The following is a 19,130-nucleotide window of genomic DNA, read 5'->3' as shown; positions in this document are numbered from 1 at the left end:
ATCGGGCAAGAGCCGAGACCTATCGTGCCGCACCGGCGGCGGCAAACCCCCCGCCCGCCGAAACTCCGCGGGCCGAAATGGCGGCCGCGGCCTGGGCCACCAGCTCCGCCACGATGGCCGCGGCCGGCTCCTCGCGCGACACCATGCCGACGGACTGGCCGGCCATCACCGAGCCGTTCTCGACGTCGCCCTCCATCACGGCGCGACGCAGGGCACCGGCCCAGAAATGCTCGATGTCGAGCTGCGCGGCCTCCTTGGTCAGCTCCCCGGCCCGGAAGCGGCGGATGACCTCGGCCTGGTGCTGGAGAAAGAGCTTGGTGCCGGTGTTCTGCAGGGCGCGCACCGGGATCACGGGAAAGTTCTCGTCGAGCTGAACCGTGGGCAGGGCGTCGCGCGCCGCGCCGCGCAGGAAGGCCTGCTTGAAGCGTGGGTGGGCGATGCTCTCGCTGGCACACACGAAGCGGGTGCCGAGCTGCGCGCCGGCAGCCCCCATTTCGAGATAGGAGAGGATCGCCTCGCCACGTCCGATGCCGCCGGCAACGTACACCGGCACGTCGCGGATATGCGGCAGGATTTCCTGCGCCAGCACGTTCAGCGACACCGGGCCGATATGGCCGCCCGCCTCGCTGCCCTCGATCACCAGCGCGTCGGCGCCCGAGCGCACGAGCTTCTTGGCCAGCGCCAGCGCCGGGGCGAAGCAGACCACCTTCACGCCGCCATCCTTGGCCTTGCGGATCGCGGGGCCGGGCGGGATGCCGCCGGCGAAGACGATGTGGCTGATGCCGGCGTCGAGGCAGACCTGCACCAGCTCATCGAGGCGCGGGTGCATGGTGATCAGGTTCACGCCGAAGGGCTTCTTCGTCAGCGCCTGGGTGGCCGCGATCTCCTCCGCCAGGCGCGGCGGCTCCATCGCGCCGCAGGCCAGCACGCCGAAGGCACCGGCCTCGCTCAGTGCCGCCACCAGGTTGCGCTCGCTCACCCAGCTCATCGCCCCGCCCAGGATCGCCCAGCGCGAGCCGAAGAAGCGCGCGCCGCGCTCCATCAGCCGGTCGAGCTCGGCCACCGCCATGGCATCGGGGGCTGCGGGATCAGCGGCAGGAGTCTGGGTGGGCGTCAGCGCGTCCATAGAAGTGGCTTTCAGTTTGCCGGCGCGTCGAGGCCGTAGGCGGTGTGCAGGGCGCGCACCGCAAGTTCGGTGTATTCCACGCCGATCAGCACGCTGGTCTTGATCTCGCTGGTGGAGATGACCTGGATGTTGATGCCCTTCTCGGCCAGCGTGTTGAACATCGTGGCGGCGACGCCCGCGTGCGAGCGCATGCCGATGCCCACGATGGAGATCTTGGCGACCTCGGGATCGGCCAGGATCTTCTCGAAGCCGATCTTATCACGCGCGGCGTTGAGTGTTTCCTGGGCGCGCGGCAGGTCGGCCTTGCCCACCGTGAAGGTCATGTCCGTGGTGCCGTCGGCGCCCAGGTTCTGGACGATCATGTCCACGTTCACGTTGTTGGCCGAGAGCGGCCCGAAGACGTGCGCCGCGATGCCCGGCGTGTCCGGCAGGCGGCGAAGGGTGATCTTGGCCTCGTCGCGCGAATAGGCGACGCCGGTCACAACGGGCTGTTCCACGATTTCGTCCTCATCGACCACGAGGGAGCCAGGCTTGTCCTCGAAGGAGGACAGCACCTGCACCCGAACCTTCTGCTTCATCGCGAGCTCGACCGAGCGCGTTTGCAGCACTTTCGCACCCACCGAGGCGAGTTCCAGCATTTCCTCGAAGCTCACGCGCTCCAGCTTGCGGGCGCGCGGCACGATGCGGGGGTCGGTGGTGTAGATGCCGTCCACGTCGGTGTAGATGTCGCAGCGATCCGCCTTCACCGCGGCCGCGATCGCCACCGCCGACAGGTCGGAACCGCCACGGCCCAGCGTGGTAATGCGCTCGCGCGGGCCGATGCCCTGGAAGCCCGCGATCACCGGCACCTGGCCTGCCTGCATGCGCTCGATCAGCGCGGCGCCGTCGATTTCCTCGACGCGGGCCTTGCCGTGCGAGCCGTCGGTGCGGATGGGGATCTGCCAGCCCTGCCAGGAACGGGCGTCCACGCCCTCGGTCTGCAGCGCGATGGCAGTGAGGCCGGTGGTCACCTGCTCCCCGGTCGCGACCACGGTGTCGTATTCCCGCGCGTCGTGCAGCGGCGAGAGCTGCGTGCACCAGGCCACCAGCTGGTTGGTAGCGCCCGACATGGCGGACACCACCACGGCGACCTCGTGGCCGGCCTCGACCTCGCGCTTCACGCGGCGGGCGACGTTGCGGATACGGTCCAGGTCGGCGACGGAGGTGCCGCCGAACTTCATCACGATGCGGGCCATGGTGCCGGGCGTGTTCCGGTTTCTGGGCGGCCGCCGGTTGCGTGCCGCGAAGGGTCGGGACAGATACCGGTGAGGCGGGGAGGCTGCAACCTCCACCTCGCGTAAACTGGAGCACAGCATGTCCGGCACGGCGCGGCCCGATGAGATCCGCAAGTTCGATGCCCTGGCGGCGCGCTGGTGGGACCCGAGGGGTCCCATGGCGCCGCTGCACGCGATGAACCCGCTGCGCTGCGGCTGGATCGCCGAGCGGCTGGCGCCCGGGGGTGACCTCAGCGGATTGCGGATCTTGGACGTGGGCTGCGGCGCCGGCCTCGCCGCCGAGGCCCTGGCGCGCCGCGGGGCCGAGGTCACCGCGATCGACGCGTCCGTGGAAGCCCTCGCGGTGGCCCGGCAGCACGCGGAGGGCTCGGGCCTGCCCATCGACTACCGTTGCGCGCCGCCGGAAGCGCTGGAAGGCGAGTGGGACGCGGTGGTGTCGCTGGAGGTCGTGGAGCACGTCGACCACCGTCCGGACTTCCTGCGCGCCCTGGCGGCTCGGACCCGGCCCGGCGGCGCGGTGTTCCTGTCCACGCTGAACCGGACCCCGCGCTCCTTCGTGATGGCCAAGCTCGGCGCGGAATACGTGTTCCGCCTGCTGGCGCGCGGCACCCATGACTGGCGCAAGTTCGTGTCCCCGGCCGAACTCGGCGCGGAACTGCGGCAGGTCGGGCTGCGCGTGACCGACATCGCGGGCATGAGCTTCAGCCCGATCGAGCGCCGCTGGAAGGCGACGCGCGACGTCGGGATCAACTACATCCTGATGGCCCGCAGGGACTGACGGCGCCGGGCGGCGGCCTCAGCCGTCCGAGCGGGGTACCCAGGGGATACGGGCGATCTCGATGCCGTCGTCCAGCAGCGCCTCCGCCTCGGCCTCGGTCGCCTCACCGTAGATCCCGCGCCGTTCGCTCTCGCCCGCATGCATGCGCCGGGCCTCCTCGGCGAAGTCGGCGCCGACGTGGTCGCAGTTCTGCTCGACCTCGGCCCGCAGCCGCTGCAGCAGCGCCAGCATCTGCGCCGGCATCGGCCCGGCGGCGATCTGCTGCCGCGACTCGCTTTCCGGAGCCGGCTCCGGCGTTGCGGCGGGCTCGGCCCTGCCCTTCGCCAGGGCCGGCGCCATCAGGGCACGGGACACCTCCGTCGTACCGCAGACCGGGCATTCAACCAGGGCGGCGGCGGCCATCTTCTCGAAGCCGGTGCTGCTGTGGAACCAGCCGTCGAACTCGTGTCCGGCATCGCAACGCAGCTGGTAGTGAATCATCCTTGTTCCATCTTTCGTTGCCGGCGCCGCCCATCGGGGCGGCCACACGGCGTCCGGCCGGAGGGCCGTCGTCCGGCAGGTCAGGCGGCCAGCAAAGCGTCCAACTTGCCGGCGCGGTCCAGCGCGAACAGGTCGTCACAGCCGCCGATCGCGGCACCATCGATGAAAATCTGCGGCACGGTGGTCCTGCCGCCCGAGCGCGACACCGCGGCCTGACGGGCTTCGGACCCGTTCGGCGCGTCGATCTCCTCGAAGGAGGCGCCCTTACGGCTCAGCAGCATCTTGGCGCGCGAGCAGTAGGGGCAGAATGGGGTGGTATAGATCTCGACCTTGGCCATGTTGCTCAATTCGGGTCGCTCCGTGATCCGGTCAAGCGCTCTGCGCGTGGCGGAGGCATGTTGCCACGTTCAGCCTCCCGCAGTTGCGGATCGGGCACACGCGCCGCGGCCAGCACGTCCACCCCGGCGGCACCCGCGAGGAGCAGGACCTCCGCGCAGGCGCCGGCGGTCGCCCCGGTGGTGAGGACGTCGTCCACCAGCAGGATTCGCCTGCCATGGACCGCTCCCGCGGCCCGGCGATGCAGGGCGAAGACACCGGAAACCGCGCTGGCCCGCTGCGACGGGTTCAGGCCGCCCAGCGAAGTGGTGGGCCTGCATCGCCGCAACCCGTTGGGCAGCCAGGGCTTGCCGCTGAGCCGGGAAAGCTCGGCCGCCAGGAGCGCCGCCTGGTTGTAGCGGCGCCGCAGCAGCCGCCGCCAGTGCAGCGGCACCGGCACCAGCAGGTCCGCCGCGTCGAGGAGTTCCTGACCGGCCCGGGCCATGTGGCGCGCGATCGGGCGGGCGAGTTCCGGCCGGTCACCATGCTTGAAGGGCAGCAGGAGGCGCTTCGAGCCCCCGTCGTACAGGAAGGCCGAGCGACCGCGCCCAAAGGGCAGCGCGGCGTCGGCACAGCGCGGGCATAGGCAGAACAGGTCTTCCTTCACCCCCTGCCCTTCGTGCTGCAGCGGCACGCCGCAGGCGTCGCAGAAGGGTGGCACGATGACGTGCAGGCCGCGAAAGCAGTCGGCGCAAAGGCTCCCGTGATCCGAAACGATCTGCCGGCAGGCAAGGCACGTCGGCGGGAGAACGGCGTCGATGACCCGCGCGCCGGCCCTGCCAACCAGACGCCCGCCCCGGCGCAGCGCTTCGAGCGGCACCGCGCTGCCCCCGCTGCCCGAAAGCGAGGCGATGACGGACCGGAAGCGTAAGCTCATCGCGCCGCTCCCGCGCGAGGGAACCGGGCTTCCGGCGGTGCCCGCCGCAGCGCTGGCCTTACCAGCAGCTTCGGGCGGTCCGGAACCGGATTTCCCGACCGGTGACGCCCGCCCCCCTGGCGCCGCCCCGCCCGCTGCGCCATCTCGGCACCATGGCTTCCGCGCACATGATCTTTGACCGCCACCTTCTCGCGCTGCGCCGCGCGCGGGCGGCGCAGCGCGTCGAGCGGGTCCTGCCGGTTCTGGAGGACGCGGCGGACCGGCTGCTCGACCGGCTGGACGACATCACCCTGCGCTTCCGGCACGCGCTGGACCTGGGCGGGCGCGGGGTCGTGGCGCCGCGGCTGCGGCAGCGCGGCGTGGAACACGTGGTCTCGCTCGACCTCGCCCCGGCGATGGCCCGGATCGCCGGCGGCCATCCCGTGGCGGGCGACGAGGAATGGCTTCCCTTCGCGCCCGGCAGCTTCGACCTGATCGTGGCGAACCTGTCGCTGCACTGGGTCAACGACCTGCCCGGCGCCCTGATCCAGCTGCGCCAGGCGCTGCGTCCCGACGGACTGCTGCTGGCCAGCCTGCCGGCGCTGGGAACGCTGCAGAACCTGCGCGAAGCCCTGGCGACCGCCGAGCACGAGCAGCGGGGCGGCGTGTCCCCCCGCGTCTCGCCCTTTCCGGAGATTTCGGACGGCGCCGCGCTGCTGCAGCGCGCCGGCTTCGCGTTGCCAGTGGCGGATGCGGAAACCATGACTCTGGCCTATCGCTCGCCGATAGGGCTGCTGCGCGACCTCCAGGCCGCGGGCGAAAGCAACGCCGTGCTGGCGCGCGCACCTGGCGTGCCGCCCCGCGCCCTGCTGCCCGCCACCCTCGCGCAGATGCAGGATGAGCAGGGGCAGATCAGCGTCACGCTGCGGCTGCTGACCCTGACGGGCTGGGCGCCCGCGCCGACCCAGCAGCAACCCGCGCGGCCGGGAAGCGCCACGGTCCGCCTGGCCGACGCGCTGGGGGCCGAGGAGCACAAGCTGGGCGAAACGCCGCCCGGCCGCCTCCCCCACTAAAGGAACGGCCGCCAGCGGCATCGCCCGTCGTTCCGCGCCAGGTCGGGCGCCCCGCAAGGGCGCGCCGCAGCCGGCAACGTTGCCAGCGGCAGCAGCCCGTGCGGCCGCGTCATTCGAAGCGGTAGCGGGCGAACAGCATGCCCCGCGTCTCGTTCCAGTCGGCCGAGCGGTCATACCGCAGCAGACCGCCCAACCTGAGCTGCGGCGTCAGGCTGTATTCCAGGTCGAGGCGGACGCCGCCCACCACGGTGGTCTTGGTCTGCCCCGGGTAGTAGGCGAGCTTGGTCGAATCGGTCGCCGCCTGCGCCACCGCGGCCGCCTGCAGCCCGGGATCGTCCGGGAAGACCTCGGAGCGATCCTCCTTGAAGTGCGCCACGCCGATCTGGCCGCCCAGGCGATAAGCCAGGTTGCCGATCCGCTGCCGGTAATCGACCGGGATGTTCGCCGCCACGAAGTTCTGCGGGCTGAAGTAGCCGCCCTGGCCCGCGGTGAAGAAGCGCAGGTTCTTGTCGTAGCCGAAGTAAACGAGATCGAGCCCGGCCGTGAGCTCACTGTCGGGCCGGCGGAAGATGGTCTGGCTCAGGCCGGCACCGGCTTCCACGCGGGTGTTGTCGGCCACTCCCTTGCCCTCGAAGCTCGAGTAGCCGCCGCCGGCGTAGAAACTCGTATCGCCGACGGTGTATTCCAGCTGTCCGCGGCCGGTGTTGCGCACCACGCCACCCCAGCTGCGCCCGGTCAGCGGATCCTTCTGCCCGGCCCATGACAGCAGGCTGTCCGTCACGGCGCGACGTTCGCCGGTCACCCGCAGGCGGAGGTTGTCGGTCAGCCCGGGCGCGAGTTCCACGCCGCCCACCAGGTTCTGCTGGCGGAAGCCGAGCGGGGTGGAGCCGACATCCAGGCTGACGTTGTCGCGCGTGTAGCCGATGCCCAGCGCCACGCCCGAGGCGGTGCTGTCGGTGGGCTGGTAGCGCTGCGCCGCATCCGCGGTGATGGCCGTCGTGGTGCCGCCGAGCGACAACCCGTTGGTACCGAAGCGGCGCAGGCTGGCGGTGTCGGAGCCCAGGTTTCCGGCGTCCAAGGTATAGGCCTGGGCCCGCGCCGTGATGCGGCCGCCGATGCCGGGCATGGCGGCGGAGCTTTCCACGCCGCCCGAGAACTCCCGCAGCTTGTCGAGGCCGCTGCTACCCGAACGGAAGCGGGCCGCGAAGTTCGGTGTCAAGCGGGATGCTGCCTCCTCACGCACCTGCGCCAACTGACGGTCGATATCGGTCAGCAGCGGGTCGCTGACGCCGGGACCGGTGGTGCTGCTGGCCAGCTGCAGCGAGGCGGTGCCGCTGCCGGCCAGCGCCGCGGTGCGGAACGGGTTGCCGCCGCTGCTCGCCACGGCGGTTGTGGTCGCCGCCGGTGAGCCGGGGACGGTGGGCAGGTCGGGCGACACGCCGAGCTGTGCCCGGCGCTGTTCCGCAGCGCGCTCCAGCGCGGCCCTGGCGCGCAGGCTGTCGCCCTGAGCACGCGCGATCTGGGCTTCCAAGATCGAAATGCGGGGGTCGTTCGGCGTCAGGGCGCGCCCTTCCGCCAGGAGCTGCTCGGCACGCGATGAGTCCCGCGCGGCCACGGCGGCATTGGCGGCCGCGAGGCGGGCATCGGCGTTGCGCGGGTCGCGCTGCAGCACGGCTTCCGCGATCTGCTGCGCCTGCTCGGGCTGCCTGGCCCCCTGGTAAAGGCGTGCCAGCGCGAGGTTGGCCGCCGGGTCCTGCGGGTTGGCCCGCAGCGCCGGTGCCAGCCGGTCATAGGCCGCTGCCTGATCGCCGGCCTCGTTCAGCTGGTCGCTGCTGCGGATGGCGAAGCCGGTCTGCAGGCCGGCCAGCTGCCGACGGTCATCGGCGCTCAGGCGCGGGTCGGCGCTGGCCGCGCTCAGGATCGGCGCGGCATCCGCCGCCAAGCCTGCCTCCAGCATCGCGCCGGCCAGGGCAATCCTGGCGCCCGGCCCCGCGGCGCGGTTCGTGGCGAGGGCGACGCGCGCCACCTCGGCCGCGCCCTGCCGGTCACCGGCATTGCCGAGAACGCGCACGGCCTGGGCCGCCGCGTCGCCGGTCGGATCGGGCCGCGTCGCGATCTGCAGCAGCCGCTGCCGCGCGAGGTCGGGCCGGCCGTAGCGCAGCGGCTCGGCCGCCGCGGCGATCTCGCGCTCGGTCTGGGCGGTACGCAGGAGGCGCGACGCGTCGGCGGTGCGCAGCCGCACGGGGATGCGCTCCACGTAGCTCGCCGCGTCGGTGCTGCGCCCTTCTTCCTGCGCCAACAGCGCCGAGGCGTAGAGCGCGTCGGCGGATGCGTTGCGCCCGACCAGCTCGTCCATCACCGCGCGTCCCTCGGCACCGCGGCCCTGCCGCACCAGGGCGCGGGCAAGGTCGAGGCGCGTCCAGGGATCGTCCGGGTTGGAGGCTACGGCCACGCGCAGCAGCGCCGCGGCCGCTTCCGGGTCGGCGGTCCGCTGCGCTTCGGCCCGCAGCTGCTCGGCCCGCGTGGCCGCGGCGGCATTGGCGAAGCTGGCGCCGCGCTGCGCCGCAAGCTGCTCGGCCTCGGCGAAGCGACCCTGCGCCTGCAGCGCGTCGTAGAGGCCGGACAGAGCGCCCGGTAGGTTGGGGCGGCGGGCCAGCGCCGCGCGGTAGCGCTGCTCCGCCCCCGTGGCGTCACCCTGGCGCAGCGCGATGTCGCCCAGCAGCGTGTCCGCGTCGGGCTGCTCGCCGCCACCCTGGCGCGACGCGCGTTCCAGCGCCGCGATGGCCTGATCCGTCTGGCCGCGCGCCAGCTGCGAGCGTGCCGCGTTTACCACGCCGACATCGCTGGCGCCGGCCAGCGCCCTGCCCCACTTGCGCCGGCCGTCCTGCGGGTCGCCGGCGATGGCGCGGCTGAGCAGCTGCCGGGCTTCGGCATTGCGGCCCTGGCGCAGCCGCACCAACCCCAGACCGCCGAGCGCGTCGGGATCCTGCGGCGACTGGTTCAGCACGTTCTGGAAAGCGTCCTGCGCCGCCGCGACGCGGTTGCCGTTCAACGCGTCGAAACCGGTCTGGCGAAGCGTGGCCAGCTCGTCCTGCGGCGTGCGCGGCGGGTTCCGGGCTTGGTCGAGCCTTTGGCGCGCCTGCTGGTCGTCGGGGAAGCGCTGGAGATAGGACTCCAACCCCTGCGCGGCGGCCGGGCTCGCCCCTTCCCAGCCCAGGGCGTCGCGCCAGGCTGCCCTGGCCTGTGCGCCCACGGTCGGATCCTGTGAAAGCTGCTCCAGCCGCCGGATGCCTTCGGCGCGCGAAGCCTCGCGCCAGGTGAGCGTCTGGGCATAGGCGAGCTGGTTGCGGGCGTTCGACGGGTTGCTGCGGGCCACGCTTTCCAGCCCGTTGCGCCCTTCGGCGTAGTTCTCCGGAACACCAGCCAGCGTCTGGTAGTATTCGACCGCGTAGTTGTCGGGCGGCGTGCCGCCGGCGAACAGCTGCCGGTAGATCGCGACGGCCTCGGCCTGGTGGCCGGATTGCGCCAGGCGACGCGCTTCCGCGATCCGGGCGGGATCGGCGCTGGCGCCGCGCACCTGGGTCTCGGTGCGCGACACGCGCGGGTCGTTGGGTGCCAGGCGACGCAGCCGGGCCGTGTAGTTGTCCGCCTGCTGCCGGTCCCCCTGCTGCGCTGCGGCCTCGGCGGCGGCGGCCAGCGCGTCGGGGTTCTGCGGTGCGGAGACCAGGGCGCGCTGGAGCACGCGCAAGGCCTGATCCGGCCGGTTCTGGGCCTGCCAGTACTTGGCCTGATCGAGCAGGACTTGGACGCCGCGATCGACCTCCTGCGCGTTGCCGGTGGCGACCCAGGCCGGGATGATCGCACAGCCGGACAGCAGGGCCAGCGCGAAGCGCGACGGTGCTGGGTGCAAAGCCTTCGTCCTCATGAAGTGCGCGTGCGCAGGCGCAGCGCCGCACGACGGCGGATGAGCCAGTAGGAGGGGATCGCCAGGAACACGGCGGCCACCACCAGGATCAGCAGGATCAGGTCAGGCCGGTTGCCGAGGTAGAGCTGCGGCCACATCCAGACCGGCAGCTCGCCCACCGAGTAGGACGGGCTGATCCGGAAGGATTCCACCTTGCCGCCGGAGAGCCATGCGACGTCGCCCTGGATCCTCGGCTGCTGCGCCGGGTCGCGCAGGGCTGCCAGCATCGCCTCGACCCCCTGCGGGCTCGTGCCCGTCAGCGCCACCACCGAGCGGCCGCTGCGCAGCGGGCTCTGCACCGCCAGCAGCATGCCCTGCCCGTCGGAGGGCGCCGCGACCGTGGTGGACAGGCGCTCACGGTCCTGCAGACGGTCGTCCGACAGGAACAGGTTGCGGAAGTTTTCCAGCGCATCGGGCAACGCGACGTTGAGCCGGTTGCCCTCAAGGGTGATCGGCCCGTCGTGCAGGAGGCGGCTGAACGCCGGAACCCGGTTCAGCGCGCCCACGATCAGCAGGTTGCGGTCCGCGGCGGCCTCGACCCCGCTGGAGCGCACCACCTGTATCTTAGTGGCCGGGAAGCCGACATTGGCGGACAGGCGGCCCACCAGCCCCATGGTGGTCGACAGCTCCAGGCTGTTCGCCTGGTCGGGCAGTACCAGCGCCGTGTCGGACAGGTCGGCCAGCCGCGTGTAGGGGTAGCCGGAGCCCGCGAAGAAGGCGAGGTTCGGCAGGGTCGTGTAACGATAGGCGCGCGACAGATCGATGGTGCTGTCCGGATCCACCGCGGCCCGGATGTCGCCCGGGATCGCGGTGCAGTCGCCACGGTTGAGCGGGCGCATGTCGAAGCGCATCTGCAGCTCGTTCAGGCCGAAGATCAGGTAGGGCGGCAGGCCCGCCAGACCTTCCGCGCGGTCGCTCGACGCGGACTGGCCGAGCTGACGCTGCAGGAGGTTCCAGGGCCAGCCCGGATCACCTTCGCGCAGCGGCAGCGACTTCAGGTAGTTGTCGTTGAGCGACACGTCGAGGCGCGAAACCTGAAGGTCGAGCACCGGGCCGGGCGGGGCGCGGAAGCGCAGGTCCACCGGCAGGGGCCGCTGCCGCCAGGTATAAACGTCGGGCGCCGTGCGGAACGGGATGGCGATGTTGCCGGGCGCGAAGCCGTAGGACTGCAGTTCCGACGGATCCACGAGCTCGCCGAGCTTCACCGGCCGATCGCTGCGGATCCAGCGCGGGGCGTCGTAGGGCTGGCGCGCGGGCGCGTCCTGGAGCGTGACCTGCGCCACCTCACCCGACAGCGTGGCGCGCGAGGTGGCCAGCGCCTGCGCGGCGGTGGCGGCCTCGGGCGCGGTCCGCCCGCCGATGATCAGCAGCTGCCCGTCCGGGTCGTTGGGATTGGCCACTACGGCCAAGGTCGGGCCGGAGATCTGCGGCAGGGTGAGGCCCGGGACACTGTCGTTGCCGACCGCGATCACCACCGCGTTGCCGCGCGCCGGAAGGCTGGCGGACACGGGGAAGCTGGCGCCGCGATAATCCGCCTGCACGGCGAACCAGGAGGAGGCGATGATCGCCGCCCGCGCCGCGTCGGTGCCGCCGCGGTCCACCACCACGAAGGGCAGAACCAGCTCGGAGCGAAGCAGGCGCGCGTCGAAGAAGGGTGCCGGAAGCCGCGCCAGGTCGCGCGGCAGCGGCAGGCGCTCGGTGGTCAGCTGCAGGTAGGACTGGTCGGAGATCGTCGACCAGAGCAGGCCCGAGAGCGGATCGTTGCATTCCACGGCGTAGCGACCGGTGAAGCGGAAGTTCAGCCGGTTGGTGTCCGCGAAGAAGGCGGGATTGATCGGGAATTCCAGCGGTCCGAAGCTCGGCTTGGCGCGGTCGGGCGTGATGGTGCCGACGAACTGCTCGTTCAGCGTCACCGCCAGCTGCGACAGTTCGGGGATCAGCGAGGGGCTGGTGGCACCCTGGAGAACCAGTTTCGCGTCGGTGACCACCTCGTCCGCGCGTAGGCCGAACAGCACGCCCTGCAGGTCCGTCAGGCCGCGCAGCTGCATCGGCGAGCGCAGGCCGAGCTGCGTCAGCGTCAGCTTGCGCTGCCGACCGTTATCCGCGGCCGCTACGGCAGGAGTGGCCGTCGGTGCGGGGTCGGGCGCGAAGGCCGTAGGCGGGGGCGACACCGCGGGGGCCGACGCGGTCGGCGTCGGCAGCACGCCGGGAATGGCCGCCGGTGCGGGTGCGGCGCCGGGCCGCCCGGGCGGCACCTGCGCCGCCGCGTGCTGCGCCGCAAGGCCCAGGCCGATCGCGAGGAGCCACGACGCCGCGCGGCGCGATCCGCTTGCCGGCGGCGTCTTGGTGCGCGCCACGGCGCGCTGCCGAGCCTTGCGGTTGCGGCGGAGCGACAGCTGGCTGTCACCCCGTAGCAGGCCGCGGATACTGACGGCGACCTCGTAGAGCGCCCGCAGAGGGCGGTCGTGCCGGACGTCATCCCAGTGCAACCAGCTGTCGGCACGACCAAGAACAACTCGCGTCACGTTACCCTCATCGCGCACGTCTTTCGGTGCGAATCGCAGTTGGAGACGATTGTTCTGCCACCGAAGGATGCGGGCTGGCAGGGAAACTCGCTCGGAACCCAGGTCGACATCCATCGTCACCAGCTCGTCGTCGCCGATGTTCTCCGGCGCCGCCGCCTCGAGCGCGGCGCCACCGAGCGACAGGTCCAGCGTGCGCCCGCTCACGACCCGACCATCGGCCAGGATCATGTCGGCCGGCAGCACGGCGGCGACGCGCGCGCGCTCACGCACCTGCCGGCGTTCGCGGCCAACCGCGATGCCGGCCAGCACGATAAACAGCGACAGCGACACCCACAGTGTGTTCAGGGCATAGGCCTGGAAGGGCAAGGTGCCGAAGGAGGTGGTGAAGAGGCCCCAGAGCCCCGAGGCGAGGCCTACCGCCAGCACGGCAGCCAGGCAGGCATTCGGCCCCACGGCGCGACGGTCGAAGAAGCCTTCCTCGAGCACGCCGCCCTTGTCGGTGACGTTGAACTTGCCCTTTCGCGGGTCCCACAGCGTCGCCAGCATCACCGGCAGCAGCCAGAGCGTCAGCACGGTCTCGTAGATTTCGGACCAGAAGGAATGGCGCACCGAGCCCTGCAGGCGGCTGTTGGTGGCCACCGCGTGCACCACGTGCGGCCCGGCATAGGCGGCGATGGCCAGCGGCGAGGCCGCGATCAGGTTCTGACCGAACAGCAGGAAGGCCAGCGGCGAGGTCAGGAAGACGAAGCGTGGCAGCGGAAACATGAAGTGCCACATCGAGGACACGTAGCAGAAGCGCTGCGCCAGCTTCAGCCCGGGCCCCAGCAGCGGGTTCTCGACGCGGAAGATCTGGATCATGCCGCGCGCCCAGCGCATGCGCTGACCGATATGCAGCGCCAGGCGCTCCGTCGCGAGGCCGGCGGCCAGCGGCAGGCGGATATAGGCGGTGTTCCAGCCGCGGCGCTGCATCTTCAGCGAGCAGTGGCAGTCTTCCGTCACCGTCTGGTGCGGCACGCCGCCCACTTCTTCGAGCGCCGTCCGGCGCAGCACGGCGCAGGAGCCGCAGAAGAAGGTCGCGTTCCACAGGTCATTGCCGGCCTGGATCAGGCCGTAGAACAACAGGCCTTCGTTGGGCACGCGCTGGCCGGAGGCGAGGTTCCGCTCGAAGGGATCGGGGCTGTAGAAGTGGTGCGGCGTTTGCAGCATGCCGATGCGCTTGTCGCGCAGCATCCAACCCAACGTCATCTGCGGGAAGGCGCGAACCGGGACGTGATCGCAGTCGAAGATCACGATGAACTCGCCTGACGTCTTGGTCAGGGCGTGGTTGATGTTGCCGGCCTTGGCGCCCTTGTTGTCGGGGCGGATCATGTAGCCGCAGCCGATATCCTCGGCGAACTTGCGGAACTCCTCACGCCGGCCGTCGTCCAGGATGTAGACGTTCATCCGGTCCTTGGGCCAGTCCATGGCGAGCGCCCCGAAAACGGACGGCTTCACCACCGACATCGGCTCGTTGTAGGTCGGGATGAAGACGTCGATCACCGGCCACTGCTCCGGATCGTCGGGCAGCGGCACGGGCTTGCGCTCCAGCGGCCACAAGGACTGCAGGTAGGCCAGGAGCAGGGCCACCACGGCGTACATTTCCGCCATCAGCAGGCCTGTACCGAGGAAGGTCGCCCAGAAGCCCGAGTAGTCCAGCGTGTCGGTCAGGCGCCAGTAAAGGTAGCGTGCCGAGATCAGCACGGAGCTCATCACCAGGAAGAAGTTGGCGCCCCGACCGCGCAGCCGGCTGGCGATCAGGAACAGCAGGAAGCCGCCGATGGCCAGCCAGCTTTGCTGCTCGGCATCCAGCGGCGCCACGACGAAGGGAAGGCCCAGCACCAAGCCGAGCACGGTCAACAGGACGCTGACGGGTTTCTTCCGGGTGAGCGAACGCAAGGACCTCATCGGCTAACCCCAGGCCTGGAAGGACGCGGGCCGCGTTTGCGGCAGGAGTTCGGACAGGGCCTGTGTCACCTCGCGGATGTCATCAGCCGCCTGGGAACGTGTCGTCGTCTCGAGCAGGAGCTTCTGGCAGGCGAGCGCTTCCATCAGCGCCTCGTCGCGCGTGACCGCCCCCAGCAGGCGCCACCCGGCATGTCGCGCCACGGCTTCCGCGGCGGCGCGAGAGGGGCGCGAGGCCATGTCCACCTCGTTGATCACGACGCGCAGCCGCCGGGTGATCTCGGAGCCCACGGCCTGCCCCAGGAAGCGGCCGCTCTCGATCTCGGGCAGCAAGGCCGCGCTGATGACCTCCGCCTTGAGAACGCAGAGCAGCACCGTGGCCATCGGCGCCAGCAGCGCCAGCGTCGCGGAGGGGCCGGGCGGCAGGTCGGCCACGATCGTCAGGTCCGGGTCGGACAGCAGCGCCTGCATCGGCCCGCGGATCAGGTCCGGCTGGCGCGCCACGGCGGCGTCCAGCGTCAGGGCCGCATGGAGGTCCAGGCTGCCGTAAGGAAGCAGGGTGACGCCGCTGCTGGTGGAGCGAAGCGCGCTCTGCCAGTCCACCTGCGCCGGCATGCCGTTGGACCAGCCGGCGCCATCGCGCATCGACATGCCGAAATGCAGTCGCAGCGCGTTCTGGGGATCGAAGTCGATCGCGAGCACGCGGCGACCGTTGCGCTGGAGTTCGTGCGCGATGTTGGCCGACAGGGTGGTTTTGCCGACGCCACCCTTGGGCGAGGCGAAGCAGATCAGAGGCATTTTTTGCCCTACCTACGTTGCGCGAAAGGCGCGCTGAAATTCGGCTGGGTGGAAGGGGCCGCCCGCGCGACGCCACGCAGCAGCTCGGACAGGCTCGGCTTGGCGGCGGCCGCAGCCCCGCGGCCGTCCCCGGCATGGAGGTGCTCCATGGTGCGGTCGAGTTCTTCCAGGAGCTCGTAGCGCGGCTCGGCGGAAGGAATCGGCGGCCGGCCATGAGTGGCTGGCGCTTCCCGCTGTTCCGGCACTTCCCAGAACAGCTTCGCCTGCGCGTCCTGCCAGGCGGGAACCGGCGGCGGCGGCGCGGGCGGCATGCGCCCGCCCGGGAAGCCCACGGGCATGCCGTGTCCACCCTGGAACGCTGCCGCGGGCGCTTCCCCATGCGAAGAGCTCTGATTGGCGGGCGCCAACGGAGCCCTTCCGGGGAAAGCATCGTGGCGCTGGTGCTGCGCCACCGGGGCACCCTCCGCCATGGCGCCGGGCATGGCGCGGAGCATGGAACCCGGCGTGGCGCCCGGCATAACGGCCGGCATGGCACCGGGCACTGTCCCCCCCGCCGGCGACGGCGGCGTGGCCGGAGCAGGCGACCAGGCGGGAAAGGACGGCGCAGGCTGAACTGCGGCAGGATCGGTCGCCCGGAGGGGCTGAGGCATCCCGGCTTGGAGAATCCCGGGTTGGGGCATCGCAGCCTGAGGCATCGCAGCCTGGGGCATCCCGACCTGCGGCCCGACCGCGGCGGCGTGGACGGGCGGGGCCGCGGTCGGGATGGCCGGCGGGGCCGGGGGCGCCGGGTGGCTCAGTTGCTGCAGGAGCGAGGGAGCAGGCGCGCTCGCCTCCATGGCCGAGGGCTCGGACGGTTCCTCGGGCGGCGCGGGCTCGGCAGGGGGCGGCGGCACGCGGCGCACGGCCTCGTTGCCGAAGCTGCGATAGCGAAGCCCCGGGGCATTCAGCGCCACGGTGACGCGCGAAACGTCCGGATCAGACATTCGGCTGGGTTCCTTCGACGCTCATCGGGAGGATCGGATTTGCGGCGCCTGGGACGCCGGCGGAGGGAGGGTGCGGGGGCATGGAGACTCGCCGATCAGCGCTCATCGGCCGCCATCTGGGTGAGAAGGATGAGGGCCGAGGAGTAGTAGTCCATGGTGTCCGTCAGCAGCGGCGCGACCGCGTTCCCGCCCCTGCCTGGCGCGTCGCCCGACACGAGCCGGGCGACGGCCTCGATGCCGGGCGGGGCCGCGTAGGGGCTCACCTGCGCCGTCCGCAGGTTGACCCAGGCCGGAAGATGCCGCGCCGAGGCACGCCACAGCGCCTCCGGTCCGAGCAGCCCCGGTTCCTCGGACATGCCGCTCCAGTAGAGCCAGAGCGGAACGCGCACGGCATCGTAGGAGAAGCGCTCCGGCCAGTCGGCCGCGGCGTCGACGCTGCCGTCGCGGCGCGACACCGTCACCCAGTCGGCCGGCAGGGCGGCGGGGCCGAGGCAGGCGGCGCGGATCAGGTGGAGCCCGTCGCTCACCACGTCGATCCAGAGAGGGTCCGGCAGTGCAGCGGCCAGCGTCCGGATCATCGGAAAGGCGTAGTAGGACGGGTTGGCGACGATGCCGGCCTCCCGCTCGAAGCCCTTCTCGCCGGGCAGCAGGATGATCCTGCCGCCCACGCGCCGCAGCAGCAGGCGCAGGATATCCTGCGCGATCAGCCGGCCGCTGTCGCGCCATTCGGCACGGTTCCAGCGGCTGCCGGCCTCGCACAGCGCGGCGGCGATGAAGATGTCGCCATCGGTGGCGTTGTTGAAGTCGTCCGGCACTCCTTGCGCGGACGGGGTCCAGCGCCAGGCATGCAGGCGGTCCGTCGGCCGGCGCAGGTAGCGGCGGGTCCAGGCGTAGATGCGCTCGAAACTGTCCTGGTCACCCGCGCGCAGCGCGAAGAGCATGCCCCAGCCCTGCCCTTCCGAATGCGAGACCCCGTCATTGCCGGTGTCCACGATCCGTCCGTCCTGGGCGAGGAAGCGGGCGGCGAAGCGCTGCCAATTGTTCTGGAAACCCACGGTCGCCGCGCCAGCCGTCTCGAGGCACAGGGGAGCGGCTGCCAGGCACCGCAGTGCCTGCCGCCTCGACCATGCTGCTGCGTGAACGGACGCGATAACCAGAGCTCCCGAGCCGAATCCCATTTGCATCATAGACGCACGTTCTGGTTGTGCGAATCTGAATGGTGCGGCCTGCCACCCGAAAGACTGATCTTTCTTCGCACGCAGCAAGATAGGATTTGATTGTGGCTTTCGCGTCCCACCTCCTGCTTTGACAGGCAGAGGTGCTTGGTTCATGCGAACGGTGCATCCGGGCGGGCACCGGACGCGCATCGGCCACGGGAAGGATTGCGGAATGTCGACGGAACAAGGGTCGGGCGTGACCGTGGTGGATCACCCCCTGGTGCAGCACAAGCTCACGTTGCTGCGGCGCCGGCACACCGCGACCGGCGAGTTCCGCAACCTCGCGCGCGAGATCAGCCTGCTGATGGCCTACGAGGTGACGCGCAATCTTCCGCTGGAGCGCGTGACGATCGAGACGCCGCTGGAAACCATGGAAGCGCCGCTGCTGTCGGGAAAGAAGCTCTGCTTCGTGTCGATCCTGCGCGCGGGCGACGGCTTGCTGCAGGGAATGCTCGACCTCGTACCGTCGGCCCGCGTGGGCCATGTCGGCCTGTACCGTGACCCTGTGACGCGCGAGCCGGTGCAGTACTACCTGAAGTTGCCGGAAGACATCGCCTCGCGGCAGGTCATCGCGGTGGATCCCATGCTGGCCACGGGCCACTCCGCCGCGGCGGCCGTGACCTGCATCAAGCAGGCCGGCGCGAGCCAGGTCAGCTTCGTGTGCCTGCTCGCCGCCCCGGAAGGACTTGCGGTTTTCTCCGCGGCCCATCCCGACGTTCCGGTGTTCACGGCCTCGGTGGATCGGGAGCTCGACAGCCACGCCTATATCCGGCCCGGTCTTGGCGACGCGGGGGACCGCCTGTTCGGCACCAAGTAGCTTTCCTGCCATGCGCAGGACCCAGTTGATGATGCAAGCGATTATCATTAACTGGGCGCCTCGGCAGCAGGAGGCTCGTGGCCTTGTCCACTCCGCAGGCAGATCACGGCAGGCTGGCGTCGGCGCTCCCGGCCCTGGCGGAGTTGCTGCAGGGGCCCCTGGAGTTCGCGCGTGAAAGCCTGGTGCTCGGGGAGACGGTGCCCGGCGCCCTTCCCTGCCGCGAGCTGCTGCGGCCGGAGGTCCTGCGGGAGGTCCTGAACCGCTACGCCACCCGCTATCCCGGCCGGAACCGGCGGGCGGTGGTGTCGCTCTGGACCCAGGCCTACGCGCTGCGGCTGATCTACCCGGTGGTGGCGGCCAACCTCGCGCTGCACCGGCAGCTTCCGGTCTCGATCGAGGAAGCCTGCATCCTGCTGGACCCGCAGGGAACGCCGCTCGGCTTCGAGCTGCCGCATGCCGGCGAGGAACTCGCCGAGACCTCCTGCTTCGGCTGCTGCGCGGCGCTGTTGGACCACCACCTGACGCCCCTCGCCCGCGCTCTGGCGGAGGCCGGCGAATTGGGAGAGCGCCTGTTCTGGAGCAACGTCAGCGTCCGGGTCGCCGGCACGATCAGGCTGTTGCGGAACGTCCGGGCTGATATGGGCGGCGAGGAGCTTCTGAGTTCCCGCTGCCGTCCGGACGGCACGGAGAACCCCCTGTACCGCACCTTGCAGCCCCGCTCCTGCGAGCTCGGCTGCACGCTGCGCCGGCGCGTCTGCTGCCTGCGCTACATGCTTCCTGGGCTGGAAACTGGCTGCGGCGAAAGCTGCCCAATGTCCGCCTGCGACCGGGTGCCGGAAAAGGCCGCGCTGAACTAGGCTTCGCGCAGGCCAGGAAACGCCAGGGACGCGACACACCGTCCCCAAGGTTTTCCACAGATTTTG

General features: G+C 71.1%; 14 protein-coding genes. 4 read left to right on the top strand and 10 right to left on the bottom strand.

Annotation, left to right across the window (positions count from 1 at the left end; genetic code table 11):
- Positions 1–19: 19 nt before the first annotated feature.
- Together ACFFGY_RS14600 and ACFFGY_RS14595 are read right to left on the bottom strand one after the other, a co-directional pair.
- Complete coding sequence (locus tag ACFFGY_RS14600) at positions 20–1,126, bottom strand: NAD(P)H-dependent flavin oxidoreductase (protein ID WP_377045224.1); 1,107 nt, start codon at positions 1,124–1,126, stop codon at positions 20–22.
- An 11-nt stretch (positions 1,127–1,137) separates the two neighbouring features.
- A complete protein-coding gene (locus ACFFGY_RS14595; protein WP_377045223.1) occupies positions 1,138–2,361 on the bottom strand; it encodes an aspartate kinase in 1,224 nt (407 codons plus the stop codon).
- 118 nt (positions 2,362–2,479) lie between these two features.
- Here ACFFGY_RS14595 and ubiG point away from each other — a divergent pair, with 118 nt between their 5' ends.
- Entirely contained in the window at positions 2,480–3,178 is a 699-nt protein-coding gene (ubiG, locus tag ACFFGY_RS14590; RefSeq protein WP_377045222.1) for a bifunctional 2-polyprenyl-6-hydroxyphenol methylase/3-demethylubiquinol 3-O-methyltransferase UbiG, read from the top strand.
- Positions 3,179–3,196: 18 nt separating this feature from the next.
- On the opposite strand, the gene ACFFGY_RS14585 is transcribed toward ubiG, so the two are convergent.
- From ACFFGY_RS14585 to ACFFGY_RS14575, 3 genes are all read right to left on the bottom strand, one after another.
- Positions 3,197–3,658, bottom strand: a complete 462-nt coding sequence (locus ACFFGY_RS14585) for a DUF1178 family protein (protein WP_377045221.1) — start codon at positions 3,656–3,658, stop codon at positions 3,197–3,199.
- A gap of 80 nt (positions 3,659–3,738) precedes the next feature.
- The gene (gene grxC, locus ACFFGY_RS14580; protein WP_377045220.1) at positions 3,739–3,996 is read right to left on the bottom strand and encodes a glutaredoxin 3; all 258 of its coding nucleotides are present in this window, start codon (positions 3,994–3,996) and stop codon (positions 3,739–3,741) included.
- Positions 3,997–4,001: 5 nt separating this feature from the next.
- The gene (locus ACFFGY_RS14575; RefSeq protein ID WP_377045219.1) at positions 4,002–4,910 is read right to left on the bottom strand and encodes a ComF family protein; all 909 of its coding nucleotides are present in this window, start codon (positions 4,908–4,910) and stop codon (positions 4,002–4,004) included.
- A gap of 152 nt (positions 4,911–5,062) precedes the next feature.
- On the opposite strand from ACFFGY_RS14575, the gene ACFFGY_RS14570 reads away from it, so the two are divergent.
- The gene (locus ACFFGY_RS14570) at positions 5,063–5,962 is read left to right on the top strand and encodes a methyltransferase domain-containing protein (RefSeq protein ID WP_377045246.1); all 900 of its coding nucleotides are present in this window, start codon (positions 5,063–5,065) and stop codon (positions 5,960–5,962) included.
- A gap of 109 nt (positions 5,963–6,071) precedes the next feature.
- On the opposite strand, the gene ACFFGY_RS14565 is transcribed toward ACFFGY_RS14570, so the two are convergent.
- The 5 genes from ACFFGY_RS14565 to ACFFGY_RS14545 form a co-directional block, all read right to left on the bottom strand.
- Entirely contained in the window at positions 6,072–9,872 is a 3,801-nt protein-coding gene (locus ACFFGY_RS14565) for a cellulose biosynthesis protein BcsC (protein ID WP_377045218.1), read from the bottom strand.
- A gap of 11 nt (positions 9,873–9,883) precedes the next feature.
- Complete coding sequence (gene bcsA, locus ACFFGY_RS14560) at positions 9,884–14,395, bottom strand: UDP-forming cellulose synthase catalytic subunit (RefSeq protein WP_377045217.1); 4,512 nt, start codon at positions 14,393–14,395, stop codon at positions 9,884–9,886.
- Positions 14,396–14,398: 3 nt separating this feature from the next.
- Positions 14,399–15,190: a cellulose biosynthesis protein BcsQ gene (gene bcsQ, locus ACFFGY_RS14555; RefSeq protein WP_377045216.1), complete on the bottom strand. Its 792-nt coding sequence runs from the start codon at positions 15,188–15,190 to the stop codon at positions 14,399–14,401.
- Between the two features lie 8 nt (positions 15,191–15,198).
- The gene (locus ACFFGY_RS14550) at positions 15,199–15,528 is read right to left on the bottom strand and encodes a hypothetical protein (RefSeq protein WP_377045215.1); all 330 of its coding nucleotides are present in this window, start codon (positions 15,526–15,528) and stop codon (positions 15,199–15,201) included.
- Positions 15,529–16,268: 740 nt separating this feature from the next.
- On the bottom strand, positions 16,269–17,228 hold the full coding sequence (locus ACFFGY_RS14545; protein ID WP_377045214.1) for a glycosyl hydrolase family 8: 960 nt from the start codon (positions 17,226–17,228) through the stop codon (positions 16,269–16,271).
- A gap of 334 nt (positions 17,229–17,562) precedes the next feature.
- Here ACFFGY_RS14545 and upp point away from each other — a divergent pair, with 334 nt between their 5' ends.
- Together upp and fhuF are read left to right on the top strand one after the other, a co-directional pair.
- On the top strand, positions 17,563–18,207 hold the full coding sequence (upp, locus tag ACFFGY_RS14540; RefSeq protein WP_377045213.1) for a uracil phosphoribosyltransferase: 645 nt from the start codon (positions 17,563–17,565) through the stop codon (positions 18,205–18,207).
- Positions 18,208–18,290: 83 nt separating this feature from the next.
- Entirely contained in the window at positions 18,291–19,064 is a 774-nt protein-coding gene (fhuF, locus tag ACFFGY_RS14535; protein WP_377045212.1) for a siderophore-iron reductase FhuF, read from the top strand.
- Positions 19,065–19,130: the final 66 nt, after the last annotated feature.

Origin of the sequence: Roseomonas elaeocarpi, from assembly GCF_042433915.1 — a bacterium.
Lineage (GTDB): Bacteria > Pseudomonadota > Alphaproteobacteria > Acetobacterales > Acetobacteraceae > Roseomonas > Roseomonas elaeocarpi.
The sequence above is the reverse complement of the archived record's forward strand: the minus strand, read 5'-3'. Positions and strand labels throughout refer to the sequence as shown.